This is a genomic window from Xanthomonas sp. BRIP62409 (assembly GCF_003992965.1).
Lineage (GTDB): Bacteria > Pseudomonadota > Gammaproteobacteria > Xanthomonadales > Xanthomonadaceae > Xanthomonas > Xanthomonas euroxanthea.
In genome coordinates, this window is the sequence record NZ_QEZJ01000015.1 from 149,138 (window position 1) to 167,438 (window position 18,301).

Sequence of the window (18,301 nt, forward strand, 5' to 3'; positions counted from 1 at the left end):
CCAGGAAGCTGGCTTGCAAATCCGTAGCCGCTAAAGCAGCCTTGGCGGTATGGATCTGGGCCACTCCCCATTGCCGGCCTTATACGACAAGGATTACCAAGTTGAGCAGGAACGCTGTTCCGGTATGGACGCAGTTATCAAAGAAGCGGGGAATCGATCCGCTGGGGATGCAGAATTCCAGCGTTATCATTTATCAACGACTACTGCCTGGCATTAGCAACGTCACGCTGCGCATTCGCTATTATGGTCTGTATCTCTGGTTGGCCGACCGCTACTCGCGGGATCTTGGTGACACCAATCTAACCACTTGGCAGCGGCGGATCAGGCGTGCCGAGGCGCTGTACGCGCTTATCTCTCACGTCAAAGGCGGAGAGCGCGGAGTCGGCGGGGCAGACTGGGCCCAAAGGCGCTTGGCGGTTGCAGAGCAAGGCAGGCTGAACTTCCAAGACGACACGGAGCCTGGAAGCGACACGCACTACCTGCAGAATGCATGGGGCGTCTTTGGGCAGGCCTATCAGAGCCAGCTTATAGAGATGGGTCTAATGGAAAGGCACACGCACCACTACATCGCAACCACCGCTGTGGGACTGGGGCGCGCACTCGCGCAGGCTTTTGCCCGTTCTGCGGGTGAACTCGGTGAGCTTTTCCTCAGAACAATCACTCGCGGGTGGACAACGCTCAAGGAGCTTGAGCAGATGGCCCCCCTGGCTCCATCCTGCATTACCCGAGGCGATGAACAGGACTGCTACGAGGCTATTCTCTTCGGTGGAAACAGCGCCCCCGCGAATCGCGATGAGATGCGGGGCAACACCCTGAAGCTCATTCTTCGTTGGGCTGACGGGGTCGGCAGTTCACCGCGGTCGGACGAACTGCGGTGGAGCATGTACTCAGGTTACCTGCCAGCGGGGGCGCCTTGGCTTCTGCCCAGTGGCCTTGAGGACCACAGGCTCCGGTGGGCGGTGTATCAGGCTAACGATATCGCGCATATTGCGATGGAGACTCTGCTAATGGGTCTTCTGACTCATTTGGAAGCGTACCCCTCAGGGTGCTCGCAAGGTGAACTGATTGAGCGTGCCGTCTCTACGACGTCGGCCCAGCTCCCGGAAGCGAAGGATTGGAGTACCTTCGTTGCTCTGCAAGAGCTATCGCCAGATGCATCAGACCCGCATCATCCAGGCTCAGAGTGGAATCTGACTCGACATTCGTGGATGAGCGCTAGCAAGCACGATATGAGCACTGGCCAACAGTGTGCCGCGGCAGTTCGCGTTCTGGCGGTCCTGCAGAGAAGAATGACGCCATACAAAGCTGAGATTGCAACCGAGCTCTCCGGACTGAACCAAAGCGGCTTCCGTTCACTTATGACCGAACTCAATTTCTTGGAAGAAAACAGCAGCCTCACTCTCAGTGAGATGATCAGGCAAATGTTCCTCGATCGAGTCTTGCGAAGGCATCTTTGGGTGGCAATGCGAAAGCTTAGATTCCATGGGGACTATACGTTTCTCTTCGAGACTGATGATGGATTGATCCGGAAGCGTGGCGACGATGGCCCCGTCTGGACCGGTCCACGGTTGGTCAATGCCATCACCTTCCTTGAGGACTTAGGCCTTCTTGGAGAGAATGCATCCGCGACACGTGTCGGTCGTCTGCTGGGGGGGCAATGAAGCTATTCGAGCAGTTCTCCCAACGTGGCTATCACTCCTGCGTAATGACAAGCTTCGCCATCGATTTCGCTGCTTTTGAGAACGTACTACTAAATCGCCTCCGCTCAGTGGGCTGTAATAATAATCTTGTCATCGCGGACGCAGGCATGCTTGCCTATGCGATGGCGAGTACCTCTGAGTTTCCACTACATGCTGGGCGCCGGTACACGGTTACAGGGGCCAAGGCTGAGGGCGTGTTCCACCCAAAGCTGATCCTGCAGCTGGGTGTCAAAGTTGGCCGGCTGTTCGTTTCGTCGGCCAACCTCACCGCGCCAGGCCTAGGGGGCAACAAAGAGGTCATTGGTCAGGTGGCCGCTTCGTCTGGAATGATCGGAGAGTCTCAACTATTGGCATCAGCCTGGAGGTACGCTCAGAGCTTCTTAGATTTGGAGCAGGAAGCCATCGCCAATCAAGTCGCAAGAATACGCAAGCAGACTGCGTGGCTGATGGATATTCAGCCCGCCGACGGCTTGGTATCGCTATCCAATGGCGATGCCGCGGCGTTCCTTGATAGCCAATCCAAGCAGACGACTAGTACGCGATTCTCCCGCTATATTGCAGGGGACAACGTGAAAAAGCTCATTGTCATCAGTCCTTACTGGGACGAGGACCTTAGGACGCTTCGAACCCTGCAGAAGGCTATCGGTGCCGATGAGGTATGCGTGCTAGTCGGCGGCCCCGCGCCTTCATTCCCGGCTCAAGCCCTGAAGGACTCAGACTCGATTCGGCTGTACTCGCTTACCGGAGAGCAGAGCCGATTTGTTCACGGCAAGGTTTACATTGCACAGACAAAGCAGGCCGACCACGTTTTGTATGGCAGCGCCAATTGCACAACGGCTGGATTGGGTGGCGCCCGTCTTTTTCCTTGGCGAAATGAGGAGGCCTGCCTCTATCGCCGAATGAAAGTAGGAGCTGCGCTTAGCGAGTTAGGGCTGACTGCTTCGTTGGTCAAAGGGCGGGCACTTGGCGGGAGTGACTTACCGAGGTGGCATGTGCGGCCGGACGTGCCTCGGAATGCTGCGATGGCGCGAAACCCCGGCCGATTTGAGATCAAGGGCACGCATTTGCTGTGGTGGCCGTCCACTGCCTACAGTCACCCCGATTCACGCTTGGACCTGTTGGACCAAAATGGCACCGCGCTTCCAGTTGAACTGAACAAGCACACCGCCTGGGTCGATGCAGCCCGCAGGTACACCATGCCCCCTCTGACGGAGATGCCCTACTTTGCGCGAGCGCGCGTAGGCGATAACACATCGGTCGCGTCCATCATCGTTCTGGCAGATGTCCTTCGACAGGAGACCAGGGAGCCCAGGTCTCGACGATTTGATGAGGAAAGCAGCCGCCTGAGGGGAAACGAACGGATCGGTCCGTGGATTCTGGAGTTCATCGATTTGATCGCTCAGGCCGAGACGGCTGAGCTGGAATCTGAGCCCGACCAGATCAAGGCGGGAAAGAAGAAGCCTGCCGCCAGACTACGCGCTCCTACTCTCTCTTCCAGGACGCTGAGTTATGAGGAGTTCACCGCAAACCGCAAGTCTGGACCAGACCACAAAACGGAGTTCCATCAAGCGTTCGCGGGAAGTGACTTCGATCTCGTCCGAAGGTATTTGAACCGTCTTATTGGTCTCGAAGCTGGTCCAGTGGAGCATGCACAGTTGGACGATGCAGCCGACGTCCGTGCGGCCCTTGAGCTGCAGGACGAGGCCCAGGTTGACCAGGACGACGACTATTCGCCAACACAAGTTCAGCTGTACGCCGGTGACTTCTCCGAGGATCGCCGGCAGCAGCTTGAGAAGGACAAGATCCGCGGTGCCTTTGCTGCACGCCTCGCGGCAAGGGATGAGATTGTGGCGTTCTCGGCAAAGTTCTGCGACCAAATGCGGCAAAAAGCGAAGAAGTCGCCGCTGGTGCTTCAAGACATGTTTCGGCTAAGGGCCGTGCTACTGATGATGCTTGGCGCGGCCTATCCTATCGGCTCGGACAGGCTAAAGGGCCATGGTACGGAGTGGCAGGTACTTCCAGCCGATGGCGAGCAATCCTGGGCGCTCTTGATCGGTCGCCTCCTGTCGACGTTCTTTAACAAGGAAGGCGACTTGATTGGGGAGCTTCGCGTAGTGCGAGGCGCGGATGGTCCGGCTGTTGAGCTAGTGGAGGGGGTTGTCACCTGCATCTGGGCGATCTTAGCCTGCCGCATCGCTGTCGAAGCCAGAGGCGGGATGCACGGAATGGATGTACGGCTTTCGGAGCTATCGGACCGAATCTACGAGAGGAGCGGCCTGACGCAGGTTGAACTTCAGGAGGGGACGGTGGCCACTGTCCTTAGAAAGATGACTTCAACGTTTCCACTTGGCTTCTCCCTAGAGGAGATGCTCTCTTTGCATCAAGCGGCTACGGAAAAGTTACAACTGAAACTAGAGAATCAAAAGCCATCTCCCTAAAACGGGACTGCTTATGCTTGGAAGCCGTTAAGGAGATCTACTCCGGGGTAGATCGGTACTAATAGGGAAAGCCCAGCCCGAGATCGCCCGCTCCGTTAAAGACTGTGGGCAGTTCGGATAAAAGCTCCATAAAGCTCTCTAGATCATCCGCGCGTTCGAAGTCGAACAACGAGGACCTCAGTACGATCTCTCGCAACGGGCCTTACTTGGAATCCATGAAGTCCGGCTTTCCTGGATTGATATTGATTGGATTAAGTGTAGATATTTGAATCATCCACCCGAGCAAGCACAACACTTCTCTTATCAAACAAGGAGTCGACCATGAGCGCCTGAGCGCTTGGTAACGCACTGACCACTAAGCTTCGCTGTGGGCCATCACCTTGGAGAGAGGAACTAAGATCAAGCATGCCCTCAGAGAAAGTTCCTCGCGCCTTACCTCCGACTTTGCTTCGCGGACCATCCGATTGCTCACTCCGTGTGTTGGGCTGAGTGGATAGCCGATGGCTTGGATAACGTGCCGTTAGTGCCTATAACGGATAGGGCCGAACTTAGGGCCAAATAGCTCAGGACTTTAAACCGACCGCTGCTCAGATCGGAGGGGGCATAGGCCGCACAGCGTCAGTGCCGACTTTGAACATGGCATGCGGCTTATAGAGACATGCCCAATCGGAGCGTTTAGGTATCGACTAACGCATATTGCCGTATTACCTAAGCTGCCTAGTGAGCCTCCAAGGGGTAAAGGCAAGCGCGTGTCAGTGCGTCACCTTCGACGGCGGACTAAGTGGTGCCCCTGGCCGGACTTGAACCGGCATTTGCCGCTTATCTGGCGCTGACGGGATATAAATCCGCTGCTCTACCAATTGAGCTACAGGGGCGTGATCCTTGGGATCACGCCTGTATTCGGAAACCTGGCTCTTGGCGACTATGGGCACTCACGACCTGAGCATACCACGCGCTCATTAGGTGATGTGGGGTATCGGCTTGCGAGCCGCTAGCCGGGAAGGCCTCTGGCGTGTGCTGGCGTGCTGACAGTCCTCTTTGCAGCTCACCTGCATGAGCCGCCTGTCCACAAAGGCCACTGCACATCGGATCTTGCGTGACTAAGGTCGCCCACATTTAGGCGACATAGCGTCCGCGTAATTTTTCTCGTGCGAATGGCCACTCCCATTACTCCCAATCTAGGCGCCCGGCACTTTCATCATGTCGCTTTGCTTCTTCTTCGTAGCTATCAGCCAGCATGTTCAGTGCCCTTGCTGTGTACGGATGGTCCAAGGAAATGGCCTTTGCCCAGTTGGCATACTTCGCCGCCTCCTTACGCTCTAACTCGCCACCATCACGCGGGCTTCGGCTTGTCATGCCGCGGCGGTTACGCTTGCCGATCCAGAAACTATCGATCATGGGTCGACTGCGGAAAAGATCGAGGGCGTCCCTTACGGCTTCGGCAGGCCAGTGCCCGTCGGCTCCCATCGGCGAGGCCGACAACATCATCCCGATTCTCTTGTCTGCGATTTCGCCCCGGCCAACTAACTCCGAGAGCGATTTGGCTTCTGTGACCCATTGCTCAAGCGCCACTCTGTCGATCTTATTGTGCTCATCTGTTCCAGGCACACGGTTCCATAGATCAAGAAGTTTGCGTGCCTGCCTTGCCATAGTCCCTGCATGCTCAGGATCATCCGGCTCCGGCTCATAGACTCTGCTGCCTCCGGCCGGCTTGGAGATCGCCTTCAACATCTGCACGAACAGCGCCGGCTGCTCCGACAGCACTTTCAGCAGCGCCTTGGCCGGCCTGTGAGAATGGTTAAGCACAGACAGATAGGTCCATTCGAGCGGGGCAAGCACACCCTCATCAACTTCGCTTCGCTCATCTAAGATCCGGAAGATCTCAGCGACATAGTGCTGGAACATCGTCGCTTCATTGCCGCCCTCGTCGCTGGTGATTGGCTGCTTAGCCGCCTCCTGCAATAGTTCGATCAACAGTTCAGAAGACTGTGCGGATTTTCCACCACTTTGGGCCAGCGGCAACACATGACGTGGGCGGCCGACGGACATGAACTTTCGGATCACGAACTGGATCTGGTCTGCGCTCTCTTCAATCCAGAACACTGGCAAGTTACGCCAGTAGTTGCCCTCGATTGCCTCTCCCGTTTCTGCCACCCGGTCCCATGTCCATCGTTCGCTCGGGAATGCCCTCAGGATCGTCAGCAGCGCGACATCTCCCCAGGCGTGGGCCTTCGCTCTGGCAAGTAGGGCTTCTCCCCATGCTTCTTTGAGGTCGCGGAATGCCTCCGCGATCAATCCGTGGGCGAGGGCCCTTTCTCGCAGGTGATCGCTTCGCACTGCGGTCTCCACTAAGGCATCGAGATCACTTCCTCGCAGGCCGCCCTCATACAATGCTTTTCCGAGTAGTCCTGAAGCCTCCACAGTTTGCGCCAATGCAAGGACACTCGCGGCGCCGCGCTCTGCATACAGCGACTGCGCCACGTCGACGCGAGTAGCGTCCACTTCCCGCTGCGCTGCCTGCCAACCGCGCTGCGACGGGTTGGGTAGCTCCACGCCTGATCCGAACAACCATGCGACGCTCTCCAGCGAATCGATGGGTGCGAACCGGTCGTAGATTTTCTCAAGTTGGTCGAGCAGGCTGACCGGCATCGACCATTGGGCATCGGGAAAGGAGCGATGGTGATGCAGCAAGTGTCGCAGGGCTTTCCAAAGTTTTTGCCGATCAGTAGCGTCAGTGATCGATGGCTCGGCACGCTCCAGTGCGCTAAGGCCAGTCTGGACGTTGGGAGCGAGGTGGGTGAGATGTTCGAGCAGCTCCGTCCACCGCTTCCCGCTGGACCCGGCTTCGGCGAGCAGGCGTTCGGAGATGGCGGCTGCGCCGCGCCGGATGAGCCCGTAGGTGACGACTTCGACCTGATCGACTGAATAGTCGCGCCAACGCGGCAGCGGGGACGGGCTCAGGCTGTCGTGTCCGCTGGGCAGGATGCGCAGCATGAGCTTCCATGCTGCATCGGGTTCGCGTCTGCGGATGAAGTCAAGCGCGCCAAGCCGTGGGTCCAACGCTGCGAAGGTCTGCGGGTTCCACAGCAAGTGGATTGCGCGGAGGCTGTTGGCCGGCCGATTGGAGTGCCGCCCCGGCGGATTGTCGATGACATCGAGCCGCGCCAGCACGTAGGTCACGCGCTGCATGAGGTCCGGCGACCAGGCCAGGGATTCCAGCGCCCAAAGCAGATCGGAAAGATGTTCGCTATCAAAAAGGTCGTCGCCATCGCTACCAAACAGCGCTCGGATCGGCGGGTCGGCCTGATCCAGGCTGTCTTCAATTCCGTCCAGAAAAGCTTTTGGTGCAGCTTCGGCCAACAGCCGGAACTCGCCAGAAAGCGACCACCAGCGTTGTCGATCTGCGTTCAAAAGCAGCTTGCGGACTATGGCGTCGACGCGGTTCGTCGCATCGGGCACCGTGTGCGCCCGGTCGCCCCACAGCGCGAGGAGGATCAGCACCTCGCCGATGCCGTGGCGCATCAGCACAGAATAGTCCGGGTGGACGCCTTTGATCGCGGCCATCCAGCGCTCGCCAGGATCCATATCGAAACGCGGATCCGTGGAACCCAGCACGGAATGCGCTGCGGCCTCAAAGTGACTGATGTCTGCGCTCGTGAGGTTGGGCGCCAGCAGGAACCAAGCATCCGGCGGAGACGCCATGCGCCAGGTCGAGCCGATCTTCCTCAGCGGTTTGTCGAGATCGCCCACGCAGTGTGCAAGCGCGGCGGTCACGTGTTCGTATGGCAGGCCGGCAAGCTCGGAAACGCGCGCCTTATCGGCTTCGGAATCTTCGTCCCATCCTCCGGCCAGCAGCCCTGCCAGCAATGCCCGTGACGCTGGCTCCTGAGCCCAACTTGGTGCGCGGCCCGGCGCGCTGGGAATAAGTCGACGCAGGATGGCAAGATTGCGTGCACTGTCGCGGGCGAGGCCATGGGCCCTGGCTTCCGCTATGCCAGTATTGAGCAAGGCGCATGCGATCCCTTCCCGCGAAAGTCGTTCCAACTGCCGAATCTCGCCGCGGGAAACAGGCCTATCGTCGTAAGCCTGCAGCACGTAGTGTCCGTGCTCGACCAAGCTCCTTGCGAGTCCGGGCTCGGCTTCGGAGAGTAGCAGGATCAGTGGCCCCGGCGCGTTCAGAAGCGCCCGGGCGCCGGCGGCGGTGGTCGCCACCAGGCTGCGGGCGCGGTAGACGCTCGCCACGTACTCTGGAAGCATGCCCAAGGTCGCATGGAAAAAAGCGATAACCTCATCCGTGGTGGTCGCCTGCAGCGAGAGGACGGTCGGTTCGTTGCGAAGCCACTGCAACACTTCCACCGCGTCCTCGTCACGGTCGCTCAGCACGAGCTCTTCCGTCAGCGGCCACTGTGTGGCGAGGGACCACTCATCCCAAACATCTTCGACCCGCCGCGTGCCGATGGGACGCTTCCCGAGGCGAGTTGCCAGCCACAATCCGGCCGCGGGTGTCTGCTCGATCCAGTGCACCAGATCGTTGGCGTCGTAGGCACGCACCTCTTTCCAGATGCCCTTTGCTTGTTTGGCTTTGGCCCATTGGTCCTTCCTCGGCCAATGCCTAGGCGTGACGAACACATAGGTTGCCTTGGCTGGATCGAGCGGCGCGGGATCCCCGGTTCTTTTAAGAAAATCCTCGCTAGCCTTTCGGGTGATATTGCTGCGCTGACTGCCGATCTCCCATCCTGTGTTCCCGCGCGGGACGTAGTCGCTTGCCTCGGTCGTGGAGGTCTGACCATCCCATCCGGAGTGCCGCACACCACTATCGGAGGGAAAGCGAAGCCGGATCTTTGAACTATGGCTACCACGGATCAAATGAGCGAGGAGTTCGGGCAGGCTATGAGCTGCATCTATCCGGTTCGCCCACTCGGACAGGTCGTCGGCGTTCACCCAGCGAACCGGTGTTCCTGAGTGATGGAGAAACGCGATTGCGGGAACATCAGGGCCGGTCACCGCACCAGTGGGCAGGAAACGGATGCCGGCGCCTTCAAGGGCGCCACGAATAGCCTGTACATCTTCCAGTGCAAGCGTGCACTGCCCTCGCTCGAAATCCTCAACTATTGAGGTAGTGACGCCTGAGCACTTTGCTAGATCCTTTTGTGACCAAGCTAAAAGCGCGCGGGCAGACCGCACGTGTCGGAGGGTAAGATTGATCTGCAGGCTAGCTTTCGGCATTGCTACTGCTGCTCCTTAACTTGTGCGTCCCGCTTCCCTCGGCGCAGGGATTGAATTGCCAAAACTCTCACTGAAGCCGTCAGACAGGAGTCAGGCATCTGGTGTCTGGCCCGCTTTTTATCCAGGCCTTGGTAAGCATTGGCCATTGAATGATACTGGGGCGACAGTTCGACGGCTTCAACTGTCGATGGACTCCAGGAACGTTTACGTTGAGATGCTCTTCTTACAGAGCTTGAGCTCATCAACGAATCAAAGACGCTACTAGGATGCAATGATCAATATCTCGGATGATGCTTGGGAGAACGAAATTGCGATTCGTCGTTTGCCGTCGGTAGAGCTGCAGTTCTTCACCTGGGCACAACTCGTGGATCACAGAAAAATTGCTCGCTGCATCGATCTCACAACGCGGGTCTGTAAGCTGTACATCCGTCGATCAACATGCTGGTCATTACCTCTTATTGGGAGGAATGTGACGACTTTAGACCTTGCTAGTGTCTTTCTCGTGCCGGAGCTACGCGGAAAGGGCTGGTTCAAAGACTTCATAGATCTGGCTGACCACGCTGTGCCTTGGGATGCGATTTTGGTGGAATGTGTACACAACCCGCGACTGCGCTCCTATCTGCTCTCCTCGGGCTTCATTGAGGTAGGACAAGACAACTTCTACCGCCCCACGAAGAGCTGGCGAGTCAAGCATTCTTGGGATGAGAAAAGTCGCGAATTGGCGGCCGCCGAAGCGCGGGCATCCAAACCTTCCTCGTTTCTCGAGTTCGAAGAAGTAGTTGACGTGGAGCATTGCGCCGTCCTGCGTGCGTAAAGCGGTGCGAAGCGCAAGAGTGATCCGCCAAACGGATGGCAGGGAGCTCTAATTTGCTAGTGCGCGACTAGCCGATGCCTAAAGCCCATCCAAATAGACGTCTCGGTAGGTACGAGCCCTCTGTCGAGTCCGAACTGGCGCTACTAGCCGTTTATGGGTGCCGCGCTAGCGTCTTATGGGTACCGAACTAGCGCCTTTTGGGTATTCCCACATTCCCGCGATCGTCGCGCCGCAGCGGGGGGAAAGGCGCACACGATCGACCATGTAAAGGGTGCTTGACAGCCGGCCATGGCAGGCGCATCTTGCCTGTCAAGTTGACTTGACAGGCGAAGGGAATGCGTCAGCGGCATCGGCAACTGCAATGCAGACCGGCATGGTCGGCGCAGCCCTTGCTGCGCGGCGGAGTCGGAATCCGCAGCGCTGGCCTGCCACTGCCTGCATCGACACCTGCGCGGCACGGCGCATGACCGGCTGCAATCGCAACGCGCTGATGGCGCTCTGCCTGGGTGCGGGCCTGCTTGCCGTGGGGGTGCTCGGGCATTGGCGGCTGCTGCCGCTGAGCGCCTACCTTGCCGGGCTGTGCGTGGGCGGGGGCGTGTCGTGCCTGTTGCTGTCGCTGCTGCTCTGGCTGTCGCGTGGCAGCCTGCGCGACAGCACGCGGCCGGTCCTGGCGCGACGCTATCACCGCGAGTTCGGCGTGCCGATGGGGATGTATGTGGTGGTGATGCTGTTCTGGAACCAGGTGCTTGCCCGCGTGGATCCGGGCTGGGCGCGCGTGCTGATCGCCTTGTTGCCGGCGGTGCTGGTCGCCCTGGTGATCCGCGCGGTGGCGCGCTACGTGCGCGACTCGGATGAGATGCAGCGACGCATCGAGCTGGAGTCCATCGCCATTGCCGCCGGCCTGCTCAGCAGCGCGTACATGACCGGCGGCTTTCTGCAGGCCGCCAAGCTGATCGACATTCCCGCGACGGTGGCGATGTTGTGGGTGTTTCCGATGTTGTGCGCCATCTACGGCGTCACCAAAAGCATCAACGCACGACGGTTTCAATGAATAGTCGCGTGCGCGAACTGCGCGAGGCCAGTGGCTGGTCGCAAGGCGAGCTGGGCGAGCAGTTGGGTGTGTCGCGGCAGACCATCAATGCACTGGAGACCGGCAAGTACGATCCCAGCCTGCCATTGGCGTTTCGCATCGCGCGCTTGTTCGGGGAATCGATCGAGCACGTCTTTCTTTACGAAGACGGGCAGTAGTCGCGCCGGTCACACCCGACCGGCTGCGGTGTCAGGGGACAGGGATATCAGGAGAGATGGTGAATATGGTCAAGCAACCCACACTGGTGGCAGCGCTGCTGCTCGCGCTGTTGGCGAGCGGATGTCAGCGGGCGGACCAGCCGGCTGAAAACGCAGCTGGCGCGACCAAGGCTGTGCCGGCCGCGTCCGGCAGCGTGCGGCCGCGTGCTGCAACGGCGCAGACCGGCACCGCCGCCGGCAATCGCTACGGCGCATTGCACTTTGCACCGTGCACGCTGAGTTCCGGCAGCGCGGCCGGCAATATCGAAGCGCAGTGCGCCAGCCTGCGGGTGCTGGAAAACCCGGCCGCGCCGACAGGGCGCAGCATCGACCTGAAGATCGCCTGGCTGGAAAGCGATGCCGGTGCGGGCAGCACGCCGGACCCGGTGTTCTTCATCGCCGGTGGGCCGGGGCAATCGGCCACGCAGGTCGCCGCGATCGTGGAGATGGGGCTGCATGAAGTCCGCAAGCAGCGCGACATCTTCCTGGTCGACCAGCGCGGAACCGGCGGCTCGCATCCGCTGGAGTGCCGCGATGCCGCCGGCAAGCCGCTCATGCTGGAAAACAGCAGTGCCGCCACCGCCGAGCAACTGACCGATTACGCGCGCCAGTGTGCACAGGGGCTGCGCAATGACGCCGATCCACGCTATTTCACCACCAGTGAGGCCGTTGGCGATCTGGATGCGGTGCGCGCCGCACTGGGCGTGCAGACGCTCAACCTGATTGGCGGCTCCTACGGTACCCGAGTGGCACAGCACTATGCGGCGCGCTATCCGCAACACACACGCACCCTGGTGATCGATGGCGTTGCGCCAAACGATCTGGTGATCGGCGGCGAATTTGCGCGGACGTTCGAAGATGCGATTGCGTTGCAGGCCAGCCAATGTCGCAAGGAACCCGCCTGCGCCAAGCGCTTTCCGGTGGACACGCGCACGCAGCTGCGGCAGGTGGTGGAGCGCCTGCGGCAGGCGCCGGTTGCAGTGGATTACCGCGATCCGCGCACCGGTGAACTGCACCACGAGCAGGTGACGGCCGATACCGTGGTCGGCCTGGCATTCGGGTTTTCGTATGCGCCGGAAACCGCCTCGTTGCTGCCGCTGGTGCTGGACGAGGCGGCGGCGGGCCGTTACGCCTCGCTGATGGCGCTGGCGCAGATGAGCGCATCGGACATGTCCGACCAGATGAATCGCCCGATGCAGTGGTCGGTGCTGTGCAGCGAGGACGCCGGACGCTATACCCCGCCAGCCGCCAAGGACGGGACCTTGCTGGGAGCGGACGTGGCGCAGATGTTCTTCGCGCCCTGCACGGCCTGGCCGACCAAGCCGGCCCCGGCTGCCGATGCCGCGCCGTTCAAGTCCAACCTGCCGGTGTTGTTGCTGTCGGGCGAGCTGGATCCGGTGACGCCGCCGCGCTATGCCGAACGTGTACTGCAGGGCCTGCCCAATGGCCGCCACCTGGTGGCGCCAGGGCAGGGCCATGGCGTCTTTCGCCTCGGCTGCATGCCCAAGGTGCTGGGTCAGTTCCTGCAGACCGCCAATGCCAAGACACTGGATGCGCAGTGCGTGGCCAGCCTCAACAACGTGCCCGCGTTTACCTCGTTCAACGGATGGGAACCATGAGCCGTACCGACCACGCCACGGAGGCGCACGCATGATCGTCGTCGACAACCTGCACAAAGCGTTCAAGACCAAGACCGGGCCGGTGAAGGCGGTCGATGGGGTCAGTTTCAGTGCCGCCGATGGCCAGATCACCGGCCTGCTCGGCCCCAACGGTGCCGGCAAGACCACCACCTTGCGCATGCTCTACACGCTGATGTCGCCCGACCAGGGCAGCGTCACTGTCGATGGCGTGGATGCCACCCGCGACCCGGTGACCGTGCGCCGCGCGCTGGGCGTGTTGCCGGATGCGCGCGGCGTCTACAAGCGGCTGACCGCGCGCGAGAACATCGCCTACTTCGGTGAGCTGCACGGGATGTCGCGCACGCGCATCGCCGAGCGCACGCGCCTGCTGTCGGCCGCGCTGGACATGGACGACATTCTCGATCGCCAGACCGAAGGGTTCAGCCAGGGCCAGCGCACCAAGACCGCGATTGCACGCGCGCTGGTGCACGACCCGCGCAACGTCATCCTCGACGAGCCCACCAACGGGCTGGATGTGATGACCACGCGCGCCATGCGCGGCTTTCTGCAGCAACTGCGGGCCGAGGGCCGCTGCGTGATCTTTTCCAGCCACATCATGCAGGAGGTGGCGGCGCTGTGCGACCGCATCGTCATCGTTGCCAAGGGCACGGTGGTGGCCTGCGGCAGGGCCGACGAACTGCGCGCCGCCACCGGGGAAGACAATCTGGAAGACGCCTTCGTCAAGGCGATTGGCTCGGACGAGGGACTGCACGCATGAGCACCACATCGTTGTTGTCCACGCTGTGGACGGTGCTGCGCAAGGAACTGCGCGACATCGGTCGCGATCGCCGCACGCTGGCACTGGCCTTGCTGCTGTCGCCATTGCTGTATCCGATCCTGATCCTGGGTATGGGGGCACTGAGCGAAAGCCGCGTGCGTACCCAGATCGACAAGCCGTTGGAAATTCCCATGCTCGGCCGCGAGAACGCGCCCAATCTGGTGCGCTTTCTGGCCGCGCAGGGGCTCAACGCGGTCGACGCGCCGGCCGATCTGACCGCCGCAATCCGCAACCAGGATGTGGATGTGGCACTGCGCATCAGCGCCAGCTACGCCGACGACTGGCGCGCCGGGCGCCCGGCCCTGGTGGAGGTCATCAAGGACAGCACGCGGCGCGAGGCCGACGTGCCGAACCTGCGCCTGCAGGCCGCGCTCAGCAGCTATAGCCAGCAGGTCGGTGCACTGCGCCTGCTGGCGCGCGGCATCGATGCGCAGGTGGGCAGGCCGCTGGAAATCGCCGCGCAGGATCTGGCCACCGCCGAAGCCAAACGCGGGCAGATGATGGCGATGCTGCTGCCGGTGCTGCTGGTGATCACCTCGTTCCTGGGCGGCGCCTCGCTGATCCTGGATGCCACCGCCGGCGAGCGCGAACGCCAGTCGCTGGAACCCCTGCTGGCCACGCCGGCGCCGCGCAGCGCGATCGTCAGCGGCAAGATCGCCGCCGCCTGCGTGATCGGCATGCTGTCGTTGCTGCTGACCTTGCTGGCCTTCAAGGTGAGTGCGCAGCTGTCCACGTCGAACCTGGGCCGCCAGCTCAATGTCGGCGTCGTGCCGATGCTGCAGATGCTGTTCATCCTGGTGCCGATGCTGTTTATCGGCACCTCGCTGCTGACCTATCTGGCCGCCGCCGCCAAGAGCATGAAGGAAGCGCAGGCGCATATGACCTGGCTGTTGCTGCTGCCGATGCTGCCGGGCTATGCGCTGATGGCGTATCCGTTGAAGACGCAGTTGTGGCATTTCGCGGTGCCGTTTCTGGCGCAGAACCAGATGCTGCTCAAGGTGATCCGCCACGAGCAGATCGACGCCCAGACCTGGGCGGTGTATCTGCTGGCGGGCTTTGGCCTGGCCGCGCTGCTGTGGTACGCGGCGGTAAGGCGCTATCACCAGGAACGGCTGGCGATTTCCGGCTGATGCTCCTTCTCCTGCCGGGAGACGGTGTCGCACAGCGCCGGAGGACGGTGCAAATTGCCGGTACGAATGCGCAGTGACGCATGTCGATGTTGACGTTGATTGATTGAACGGTGTTGTTGTCTGCGCAGTGCGTGACGTCGACTCTGTCGCCGTACCCGCACCCCAACCCCTCTCCCGAGGGGCGAGAGGCAACGGGCTAGCAGCTAGCAGTTCCTTCTCCCCTCGGGAGAAGGTGCCCGAAGGGCGGATGAGGGTACGGATCACCAGGAAACAAAAAGCCCGCAGCGATGCGGGCTTTTTGTTTGGCGCCCGACATCCGCCGGGAGTGCAGTGCATCGATCATCGGCAGCCATGAGCCATGAGCCATGAGCCATGAGCCAACAATCAACCAATCAACCAATCAACCAATCAACCAATCAACGACCAAGCAATCAACGACCAAGCAATCAAGGAATCAACGACCAAGCAATCAACGGACTCACTCACTCAGCCGCATGCAGAACTACCTGATCGCCCAACGCCCCACTCAACCCCCCGGGTTGAACGACAGCGTGCGCCGCGTGGTCACCGGTGCAGCCACCGGTTCGAAACGCCAGCGCTTGACCGCATTGAGCGCTTCGCGGTCGAACACGCGCGGCGGGGTGGCGCGCAGCACGCGCGAGGCGGTGATCGAGCCGTCGGTGCCGACGGTGATCTCCACCAGCACTTCGCCGGAGGTGCCGGCGCGCAGCGCTTCGGGTGGGTAACGCGGTGCCGGGGTGCTGATCGGGCGCAGCGACTGTGCGGCCGGTGCAGCTGCGGCAGTTGCCGGTGCCGGGCGCGGGGCCGCCGGGGTCGGCGCAGGCGCCGGAGTCTCGGCCTGACGGCGCGCGGCGGCCTGGCGTTCGGCCTCGGCGCTCTGCTGGCGGGCGGCTTCCTGTTGCGCGGCGATCTGCTGCGCGGCGGCCGCCTCGCGGGTTTGCTGTTCGGCCAGACGCTTCTGCTCGGCCGCCTGCTTGGCCTTGTCCTCGACCAGCTTCCTGGCCTGCTCGGCATCCTGCTCGGAGCGGCTGGCGGCGGTCTTCATGCCGGTGTCCAGGCCACTTTTCAGGCGCGGCAGTGCCGGTGCCTTCGGGTCCACCTTTTCGATCAGCGCGATCAAGCGCTGCGCCTCGGGGAATTCTTCGCGGCTGATGCCCTGTTCGGCGGCGATCAGCGTGTACGGCAGCAGGTCGGTCAGCGCGCTGTTGACGGTGGCGTCCTGCGGCTGCTTCTCACGCAGGGCCAGGTAGTACTCCACCGCGTTGTCGCCGGCCGGGGCGTACATGCGGTTGTCCTGCAAGGCCTTGGTGGCCGAGGCGCGCAACTGGTCGGCAGCCATCGATTGCACCTGCGGCGACACCGCCGTGGTCGGCGTCGGCGCGGTGGCCGGTGCCGCAGGCGTGGCGCCGGTGGCAGGCGCGGTGGTGGCGGCCTTGTCGTCCTGCCTGGAGCAGGCGGCCAGGCCGACCAACAAAATGACCGGCGCGATCCGGCGTGCCATACGGCCCTGTGTCAGATCCAACATGCGTCCCCCTTACCCCGATTGCAAAAAGATGCTGCGGCGAGCGCCGGCCATTGTTCCCGCAATGGCTGGCAAAGCGGCAATCTAGCATTGCTGGGGCGGTCTAAGCCAAGGGGGGCGCCTGCCGGGCGCGAAATTCATTCCGTCCCGGTGACCAGCGCCGTGTCGGTCGGCAGCCGCGTTGCCGGCTCGGGCAGCGGTGCCGGGCAATAGCGCCGCAGGAAGTCCGCATGCGCCGGCAGCCGCAGCAAGGCAGCATCGACACGCGTGCGGATGGTCTCCAGGAAATGACGGAGCTCGGCATCGCCCATCAGGTCGGCCACCGGGTGATGCTGCTTCGGCGTGATGCCCTGGCCCAGCATCACCTGCACCCAGGAGTTCTCGGCAAACAGCTCGTTGGCCTGATGGAAGACCCGCCCGCTCTGGCGGAACAACTCCACCCGATGGCGCAGCGTGTCAGGGATGTCCATCGCCGCGCAATCGCGCCAGAACGGCGTGTCGCGGCGGTCGGTGGCGTGGTAATGCAGGATCACGAAATCGCGGATATGGGTGATTTCGGCGGCGGCCTGGCGGTTGTATTCGGCGATGTCGACATCGTTGATGACCTGCGGAAAGGTCTGCATCAACCGGATGATGCCGCGCTGGATCAGATGGATATTGGTCGATTCCAGCGGCTCCAGAAAGCCGCTGGCCAGCCCCAGCGCCACGCAGTTCTTTTCCCACACCCGATGCCGCTGATTGGGCGTGAAGCGCAGTGCCCGCGGCTGGCTCAGTGCGCGGCCGCTGAGATTGTGCTGCAGCACCTGCGCGGCGCTGTCCTGGTCCATGTAGCGGCTGGAATACACGATGCCGTTGCCGACCCGGTGCTGCAGCGGAATGCGCCACATCCAGCCCGCCTGATCGGCGCGCGAGCGGGTGTAGGGCACCGGCGCGCCGACCGATTCGGTCTGCACCGCCAGCGCGCTGTCGGCAAACAGCCACTGCGACCAGTCGTCCGTGCCCACGCCCAGCGTCTTGCCGATCAGCAGGCCGGCAAAGCCGGTGCAATCCAGGAACAGATCGCCTTCCACCCGCATGCCGTTGTCCAGCGTCAGCGCGGTGAGATAGCCGCTGTGCGCATCGGTCTCCACGCTGCCGATGCGGCCTTCAATACGCTGCACGCCGAAGCCTTCGCTGAAACGGCGCAGGAAGCGCGCGTACAGGCCGGCATCCAGGTGATAGGCGTAATTCATGCCGCCGTTGGGCAGGTGGGCGAAGCGGCCCTCCTGCGCGGCGCGCAGCTCCATGCAGTAGTCGCCGAAGTCGCGTGCCACGCCACGCTGCCGGCCCTTCAACCAGAAATGCTGGAAGCCGGCGCTCCAGTGATCGGTGCCGGTATGGCCGAAGGAATGGATGTAGTGCCGGTCGACATCGCGCCAGTGCTCGAAGCCGATGCCGAGCTTGATGGTGGCCTGGGTGGCGGCCATGAACGCGGCCTCGTCGATCTCCAGCAGACGATGGAAGGTGACCAGGCTGGGGATGGTGGCCTCGCCCACGCCCACCGTGCCGATCTCGTCCGATTCCACCAGGGTGATCTGCAGGTGCCGGCCCAGCACCTTGGATAACGCGGCGGCGGCCATCCAGCCGGCGGTGCCGCCACCGGCGATGACGACGCGGCGCACCGGGCGCTGTTGTGGATCCGCAGGCGTGGTGTCGGTCATGGCATC

The 18,301-nt window shown here is 61.8% G+C and carries 11 protein-coding genes and 1 tRNA gene; 8 read left to right on the forward strand and 4 right to left on the reverse strand.

Features of this window, described 5'->3' with window-relative positions; translation table 11 throughout:
* The first annotated feature begins 101 nt into the window (after positions 1-101).
* Both EO170_RS05195 and EO170_RS05200 read left to right on the forward strand, forming a co-directional pair.
* Positions 102-1,661: a hypothetical protein gene (locus EO170_RS05195; RefSeq protein ID WP_126943012.1), complete on the forward strand. Its 1,560-nt coding sequence runs from the start codon at positions 102-104 to the stop codon at positions 1,659-1,661.
* Positions 1,658-4,138 (forward strand): hypothetical protein, encoded by a 2,481-nt coding sequence (locus EO170_RS05200; protein ID WP_119131594.1) that lies wholly within the window; start codon positions 1,658-1,660, stop codon positions 4,136-4,138. The genes EO170_RS05195 and EO170_RS05200 overlap by 4 nt, the downstream gene beginning before the upstream one ends.
* A gap of 782 nt (positions 4,139-4,920) precedes the next feature.
* On the opposite strand, the gene EO170_RS05205 is transcribed toward EO170_RS05200, so the two are convergent.
* Positions 4,921-5,013: transfer RNA gene (locus tag EO170_RS05205), tRNA-Ile, on the reverse strand.
* A gap of 292 nt (positions 5,014-5,305) precedes the next feature.
* Positions 5,306-9,364 (reverse strand): XRE family transcriptional regulator, encoded by a 4,059-nt coding sequence (locus EO170_RS05210; RefSeq protein WP_126943015.1) that lies wholly within the window; start codon positions 9,362-9,364, stop codon positions 5,306-5,308.
* A 271-nt stretch (positions 9,365-9,635) separates the two neighbouring features.
* Here EO170_RS05210 and EO170_RS05215 point away from each other — a divergent pair, with 271 nt between their 5' ends.
* From EO170_RS05215 to EO170_RS05240, 6 genes are all read left to right on the forward strand, one after another.
* Positions 9,636-10,178, forward strand: a complete 543-nt coding sequence (locus EO170_RS05215; RefSeq protein WP_119131596.1) for a hypothetical protein — start codon at positions 9,636-9,638, stop codon at positions 10,176-10,178.
* Between the two features lie 463 nt (positions 10,179-10,641).
* Positions 10,642-11,229, forward strand: coding sequence for a hypothetical protein (locus EO170_RS05220; RefSeq protein ID WP_126943018.1), 588 nt, complete (start codon positions 10,642-10,644; stop codon positions 11,227-11,229).
* The gene (locus EO170_RS05225) at positions 11,226-11,426 is read left to right on the forward strand and encodes a helix-turn-helix transcriptional regulator (protein WP_126943021.1); all 201 of its coding nucleotides are present in this window, start codon (positions 11,226-11,228) and stop codon (positions 11,424-11,426) included. Before EO170_RS05220 ends, EO170_RS05225 begins: the two co-directional genes overlap by 4 nt.
* 59 nt (positions 11,427-11,485) lie before the next feature.
* Entirely contained in the window at positions 11,486-13,084 is a 1,599-nt protein-coding gene (locus tag EO170_RS05230) for an alpha/beta hydrolase (RefSeq protein WP_164740912.1), read from the forward strand.
* A gap of 31 nt (positions 13,085-13,115) precedes the next feature.
* Positions 13,116-13,862 (forward strand): ATP-binding cassette domain-containing protein, encoded by a 747-nt coding sequence (locus tag EO170_RS05235; protein ID WP_126943027.1) that lies wholly within the window; start codon positions 13,116-13,118, stop codon positions 13,860-13,862.
* Entirely contained in the window at positions 13,859-15,052 is a 1,194-nt protein-coding gene (locus tag EO170_RS05240; protein ID WP_126943030.1) for an ABC transporter permease, read from the forward strand. The genes EO170_RS05235 and EO170_RS05240 overlap by 4 nt, the downstream gene beginning before the upstream one ends.
* A gap of 526 nt (positions 15,053-15,578) precedes the next feature.
* Here the strand turns inward: EO170_RS05240 and EO170_RS05245 are convergent.
* Together EO170_RS05245 and EO170_RS05250 are read right to left on the reverse strand one after the other, a co-directional pair.
* A complete protein-coding gene (locus tag EO170_RS05245) occupies positions 15,579-16,598 on the reverse strand; it encodes an energy transducer TonB (RefSeq protein ID WP_126943033.1) in 1,020 nt (339 codons plus the stop codon).
* A 134-nt stretch (positions 16,599-16,732) separates the two neighbouring features.
* Positions 16,733-18,295 (reverse strand): tryptophan halogenase family protein, encoded by a 1,563-nt coding sequence (locus EO170_RS05250; protein ID WP_126943036.1) that lies wholly within the window; start codon positions 18,293-18,295, stop codon positions 16,733-16,735.
* Between the last annotated feature and the right edge of the window lie 6 nt (positions 18,296-18,301).